At 54.6% G+C, this 5638-nt stretch carries 5 protein-coding genes; 1 reads left to right on the top strand and 4 read right to left on the bottom strand.

Annotation, left to right across the window (positions count from 1 at the left end; all coding sequences use genetic code 11):
- Positions 1 to 213: hypothetical protein (locus AB2B41_RS22885; RefSeq protein ID WP_367880143.1), on the top strand; the 213-nt coding region annotated here is incomplete at its 5' end.
- A 9-nt stretch (positions 214 to 222) separates the two neighbouring features.
- Here AB2B41_RS22885 and AB2B41_RS22880 read toward each other — a convergent pair.
- From AB2B41_RS22880 to AB2B41_RS22865, 4 genes are all read right to left on the bottom strand, one after another.
- Complete coding sequence (locus AB2B41_RS22880) at positions 223 to 1857, bottom strand: tetratricopeptide repeat protein (RefSeq protein ID WP_367880142.1); 1635 nt, start codon at positions 1855 to 1857, stop codon at positions 223 to 225.
- Positions 1858 to 1912: 55 nt separating this feature from the next.
- Positions 1913 to 3652, bottom strand: coding sequence for an adenylate/guanylate cyclase domain-containing protein (locus tag AB2B41_RS22875; RefSeq protein WP_367880141.1), 1740 nt, complete (start codon positions 3650 to 3652; stop codon positions 1913 to 1915).
- 503 nt (positions 3653 to 4155) lie between these two features.
- Complete coding sequence (locus AB2B41_RS22870) at positions 4156 to 4710, bottom strand: GNAT family N-acetyltransferase (RefSeq protein ID WP_367880140.1); 555 nt, start codon at positions 4708 to 4710, stop codon at positions 4156 to 4158.
- 50 nt (positions 4711 to 4760) lie between these two features.
- The gene (locus AB2B41_RS22865; RefSeq protein ID WP_367880139.1) at positions 4761 to 5246 is read right to left on the bottom strand and encodes a GNAT family N-acetyltransferase; all 486 of its coding nucleotides are present in this window, start codon (positions 5244 to 5246) and stop codon (positions 4761 to 4763) included.
- Between the last annotated feature and the right edge of the window lie 392 nt (positions 5247 to 5638).

Here is a 5638-nt window from a genome sequence, read left to right as displayed (position 1 = left end):
GAAGAGCCGGGCAGAAACCGTTCGGCCATCAATTCAAACGAAATCCCCGGTCGACTTTTTCAACAGCATCCGGACAAACCGGTCGTCAGAAACATTAGCGGCAGACTTTTCGTTAGAAAGAAGCCTAAAGAAAAAGCAGTTCTTGATGAACTTTGGATGGCAGGCAGCGATGTTTTGCACGCTGCCTGCGTCACGCCCCGTTATTTCGCTTGAAGCGCGTTGCTAGGCCGCCGCCGCCCGGCACAGGCAACTCGCCCGGATCGGGATATCGGCGCGGGCGACTGCCTGGTCGAGCAAGAGCTTCACGTGGGGCAACTCAACCTCTTCGCCGCGTCTCATCAGGCATTCATGCAGGCCATGAAGCGCCCATACGTTGCGGGGATGTTGGCTGGGACGCGGTAGTTTCCCGTCTAGACCAAGATCAGCACGATAGACCGCTTCAGCTTCGCCATATTCACCTGCTTCCATCAACAGAGCCCCCAATGCATGACGTGTCGGTTGCGGCCATGACCAAGGCTCTTCGTATTCGAGGTTGTCGTCTAATTCGACGGCCCTGCGAAGATGATCTAGGCCCTCCTCGCGGCGGCCTGCCTTGAAGGATATCTCTCCCTTCATCATCTCTTCAGCGACCGCAAGCACATCGCGTGCCTTGTTGTTAAAGAGCATCCGGCTGTCCGGCACGTTGGCATAGGCAGCGGTGAAATCAGTCATTGCCGAATTTGCCTCATCATGGCGGCCAAGATTGGCCAAGGCGACAGCCTTGGCGTAGTGGATAAGCGCATTTGTCGTGACATAGAGCTCCTTGTCCTCGGGCTGCTCCAACTCGAGAATCTCAGACCACATGCCGAAACGGATGTAGACATGAGGTGCGGCAGCTACAAAAGTTTCGAAAATGTCAGGATAGGAGCGGACCACTTCATCAGGGACCTCATCGCGTAGACGCACCACCGCATCTACGGCCGCAGCCTTTTGCCCAAGGAACATTGCACCGTAGAAAGCAAAGTGGAGATTGTGGATGCGGTAGAGGGCATAAAAGTTGGCCGGTCCGGCATAGGCCTTGAACTTGTCGTCGACCGTTGCTGCCGCGAGGTTGCGATAGAGGACGTTTTGATACTCTCCACACAGAACGTCGATGTGCGTACCCATGTGGACGAGGTGGCCCGCATCAGGCACCAGGTCTTTCAAACGGTCCCCATGGCGCAGAGCTCGCTCCGGATGGGGCGACATCTCCATCAAGTGTATGTACATGTGCAAAAGACCTGGATGATCCCAGGCACCCGGCGTTTGATCAAAGGCCCGCTCAAGGACTGCCATCGCCTCGGGTGTCGACGCATCAGGATTCGGCACACCTTTGTGAAAGTCCCAGAGCTGCCAAGGTGTCCTGTTCATCATTGCTTCTGCGTAGATGCAGGCGACATCCAGATCGTCAGGGTTTGCCTCGTAGACGGGCTTCATTGCTGCCGAGAAGCCATCATTGAACGGCTGGTAGTCCTCGATTTCAGGGTCAGTGGGATAGCGAGATGCGAGCGCTTCGATGAGCGCGCGTTCGACTGGTTTTGCGGCCTTGAGTGCAAGGCCTGCCTGCAGCGCTTTGTGGGCCCGCTCTAGGGCAGGCCCCTTCTCTTCGGGTGTAAACACTTCCCATGGCTTGTTGTAATTTGGGCCAATGGCATAAGCGATGCCCCAGTATGCTAACGCACAGGCTGGATCAGCCTCCAAGGCTCTTTCGAAACACTCAAGTGCCTCTTCGTGATTGTAAGCGAACAACCACACGAGGCCGCGATCAAACCAAGTTTGTGCAATGGGTACGTCACTCGCCGGGCGACTGTAGCTGCCCAGATCGAAATATTCTGACATCGTGAAACTCCTTGTTGGTTCTGAGACCATACTACAAAAGCGAATTTTAATGAGACTAATCTTGCATACCCGCCAGCTTAAGCCCTTCCATAAGAGTGTCGACGTAGCGATCGCAATCGGCGAAGTGGAGCTTCTTTCGCCAATGGCTCCGCGTCGTTGTATCTGGCTCCAACGCCTGCAAAACCTTCAGCGCGTCGCTTGCGCGCGGATCGTTCAGATGTCCCATTGCGCCAAGCCTAAACAGATGTGACCACTTCATTGCGTTGGGTTGAGCAACAGAAGCGTCCCCAGAGGCAACTGCTTTCTCGTAGTCCCCTAAGGCAAGATAGGCAAAGGCGCGTACAAAAAGGAACGACGTCATTTGAGGATCATGAGGGGATAGCCGAATTGCGTTGTCGAAGTAGGGCAAAGCCTCCTCGGCATGCCCGCTGTAAAACAATGCAAACCCCATGCCGTGATGCATTTGTGCGAAGGCCGGACTGAGTTCTAGTCCCTTGCCGAACTCCCGGATCGCCCCAGGATAGTCACGCTTGAGATTCAGCACTCTGCCGTAGGTGAACCGGGCTTGGACATTCCTGTCGTCCAGTTCAAGTGCACGGCGGACCAATTGTTCAGCCTCATCCAGCGTGGTCTCTATGTCTTCGGCGAGATCGTTCCAAACGTCGTAGCAGAGTTGATAGGCCAGTCCCGCGCATGGTGCGCCGAATTCGGGATCGGCTTCGATTGCGGCCCGGAAGCATTGTCGCGCAACTTGGGAGTCTTGCGGTGTGAAGCGATACAAACTCCACATCCCTCGATGATACAGATCCCACGCGCCAAGATCACTTGTTGACTTCCGTTGTGCCCGTTCGCGTTCGGCGTGCTCCATTTCAGGCTGAATCCGCGCCGCGATAGTCTGCGAAATTTCGTCCTGCAAATCGAAAATGTCTTCAAGCACACGATCGTAGCGATCGGCCCATATATGTGTGCCAGCAGCAGCATCCATAAGCTGAACTGAAATCCGCACACGCGCGCCTGCTGTACGCACGCTACCCTCCAGTACATAGCGAACGCCTAAATCCCGGCCGATCTCCTGCAAGTCCATCTTTGCGTTAAGGAAGCCCAAAGTCGCATTCCGCCCTTTGACAGACAGCGAATTAAATCGCGTCAGTGAAGTAACAACTTCCTCATTTACGCCGTCTGCTAGGTACTCCGAGTCGTCACTGCCAGACATATTTCGAAACGGCATAACTGCTATGCTTGGCCGGGAAACTTCATTGATGTGGGTTGGCCGTCCAACTTCGACTGCGCCTAGCTTCCCATCATCAACAAGGCGAGCGCAATAGACTCGAACGGGCTGAAGGATGTTCTTGAATTCCTGTGGTCCCAAATCGCCGAATAGTTTCTTAGTGCTCGCCTTTATCTCAGCATGCACCTTCTCGGAAACCGCAATCCCCTCAGGCGGCGAGAGCCCTTCTAGACGGGCAGCGATGTTCACAGCATCACCGTAGATATCACCGTCTTCGATAATGATCTCTCCTTGATTGACGCCGATCCGCAAACGAACGCGTCTCTCTTCTGGGAGGTCAGTGTTTCGATCGGCTGTTTCCGACTGGATTTTCCGGGCGCAATCCAGCGTGGCAGTCGCACTGGGGAATTCGGCGATGAACCCGTCCCCGATATACTTCACCAACCGCCCCGAGTTCGCTACGATCGCCGGTTCGATAACCCCAGATTTCAGCTCACGCAGTATGTTCAGTGTGCCTTCTTCATCAGCCCCCATCATGCGGCTGTAGCCCACGATGTCTGCGGCCATGACGGCTGCTAGCCTACGCTCCATCAAGCGGTATCAGCTCCCTTCCTCATTATTTTGCGAGCCTGTGAAACTTGAAACCTCAGTCCGCTGAGAAACATTACATCTGCCTTGTATTCGATCAAGGCGAGGCGCCTGCTAAATCTACAAAGAGTGCGCCTCTAAATGCCAGCTAGACTGAGGTATGGATCGTCTGGTTTGGGCTCTTCTGTGACATCCGAGTCTTTTCATCAGATGACCGCTGAGCCAGCGTAACCAGTCATTCATCATTGGCTCGTGCCGCCGCAACGTCCGCTTTCGCGCTGCAACGGCCGCTTTTGCCAACACCGGCCACTCGTTTGAACTGCGACCGATGTCTCAGAACCGGACATTGCCGACCTTCGTAGCTCTGAGACCGACGGCGGTTCTCGGGCGGCACAGTGAAAAAGACTGTATGCGCGCGCCAACGCCCCTTCACCCGGAAAGCGAGAAAAGCCTCCGTTCAGAAAGACCGGTTACGCCCGATGTCAGGATAGCGACTTGACGAGGAGAACCCAGTTTTCAGTTTCGGTCTCCCAGCCGTCTTTGACGCATGGGGCTTTGTCCAACTCAGAGTATCCCTTTCGCTCGTATAGACGCCTCGCTCCCACGTTTTCATCGGCGACAATAACACTCATTTTGCTGTATCCCGCGTCGCGGGCTATCTCGTCGGCGACATCGAGTAGTTTCGAACCAAGGCCCTGACCTCGGTTCTCTGGGTAGCAAGCCAGAACATTAACATACCAGCTGTCTAACGCTTTGTTTTCCAGTTCCTGCAAGGTGCGGAACAAGGCTGGGAAGTCATCTCCAATTTCTTCTGGTTCAGATCCGATCCCATAGCCTGTGAGGCCAGCGACCGCCCCGTTTCCAAAGTCAATTACGACCACCTGCCCCTCTCGTACCTTTTTGGCCTGTCGCGCGCGACCGACGGCCCAGGGATCCTCGCCATCTTGAGCCAGCCCGGTCCAAACATGGAGCGGCAAGCCCTCGCCTGCAAAGTTCACCAAGTCCGCAAGTGCATGGGCATCAGTTTCAACGGCCAATCGCAAAGGCTTTTCAAGGGGTATCACTTCCCTCACTCACTCCTAAGAATTCAAAGATTCATAGACATCTCATGCCAAGTCATTCCTCCATGGTCGGAAGTCGATGGCTGCAAATAGTTGTATCCAAATCCCTCGTAGAGTGGGACGTGATGCTCTTTGCACATGAGGTGGATTGTCGACTTACCCATCCTTTTCATGCGCCCCACAAACTCGACCATCAATGCCCGTGACAGCCCCTTGCCCTGATGCGCGGGATCAACAACAACGGACATTATTACGACGTTTGGCGCGTCAGGGTCATGCCCAACCAGCTCTTTGAACTCCTCGTCAGACATTTCGACTTCATGGGCACATCCGCAATTGATAAAGCCAACGATATCGCCTTGTTCCTCAAGAATGAGGAAGCCATCGGGATAGACCTCGATCCTCTTGGATATCTTTTCGAGGGTTGCTGCTTCGTCGCCTTCATAGGCAGCGTTTTCAATCTCAAAGCATCGAGTTGCGTCGGAAGGATTGGCGTTTCGGAACGTGCTCATGCGTTTACACTATGCGCGTTGGGTCAAGTTGCATAGCCGTCACTAGTTGGGCCCACAACACTTGGTACTTTTGGGCTCTTCTGAGACATCCGAGTCTTTCTATCGGATGACCTCGAAGCCGCCGTCAGCAGTCATTCATGCCTAGCTCGCGGCGCGGCAAAGTCCGCTTTTGCGCACAACGACCGCTCTTACTAACTTCGGCCATTCGCTGCGGAGACGATCGATGTCTCTGATGCGGACAAAGGGTGAGTTCGCTGCGTTTGCGCAAAAGGCTGCTTCCTTGCGGATATTGTTGAAAAACTCTGCTTGAGCGTTGCGTGATCGGCTGATTCACTTGCCCTGAGGCAAGGGAGATCTGGCGATGATGGGACCGAAGCAGGTTGCTCAGAGGG

Origin of the sequence: Sulfitobacter sediminis, from assembly GCF_040811725.1 — a bacterium.
Classification (GTDB): domain Bacteria; phylum Pseudomonadota; class Alphaproteobacteria; order Rhodobacterales; family Rhodobacteraceae; genus Sulfitobacter; species Sulfitobacter sediminis.
Note: the sequence above shows the minus strand (reverse complement) of the source record. Positions and strands in the feature narration are given on the sequence as shown.